1 protein-coding gene is annotated in these 619 nt (G+C 39.6%); it reads left to right on the forward strand.

The genetic code is table 11. The features are described from left to right. Positions 1 to 47: 47 nt before the first annotated feature. A complete protein-coding gene (locus N1032_RS26230; protein WP_259543578.1) occupies positions 48 to 503 on the forward strand; it encodes an HNH endonuclease in 456 nt (151 codons plus the stop codon). The last annotated feature ends 116 nt before the right edge of the window (positions 504 to 619 follow it).

The raw sequence follows: 619 nt of genomic DNA on the forward strand, positions 1-619 counted from the left end.
CATTAAAGGACGGTATAACAATTCTGCAAGCGTAGAGGCTTCAAAAGGTGTTTGATGTTAAAGCTCTTTTTGATTATCACGAAGGAGATCTTCTATGGAGGATTTCTCCTTCTAACAACGTCAAAGTTGGAGATAAAGCCGGAACACGTGGAAGTGATGGATACTGGCGTGTTAGTATTAACGACAGACTATACTTAGTCCATAGAATTATCTATTTATGGCATAATGGATATGTTCCTGGGGTGTTGGATCACATAGACAGAAACACGGAGAATAATCGTATCGAAAATCTTCGTGCATCGTGTCATACCTTAAATGGCTTCAACAGAGGAGCTAACAAGAATAGCAAATCTGGCATTAAAGGTGTATCTTTTGATAAAGCAAGAGGTAAGTGGAAAGCTCAACTGAAATTCGGAGAAGAGAGCCATTCAAAAAGATGTGATTCGATGGAAGAAGCAATCTCTTGGGTTGAAAACCTTAGAAATAAACTAGGAATAACATAATGGAAGGCGATCTTACTTGTGAAAAAGTCCCTAGCGGTTACATCATTAATCGTGAAGGGCGACACCAATCCCCCACCTTCTTCTTGCTTCGTGATAAAACAGAGATTGAGAGGGTT

The organism is Herbiconiux daphne, from assembly GCF_024979295.1.
Taxonomy (GTDB): Bacteria; Actinomycetota; Actinomycetes; order Actinomycetales; family Microbacteriaceae; genus Herbiconiux; species Herbiconiux daphnes.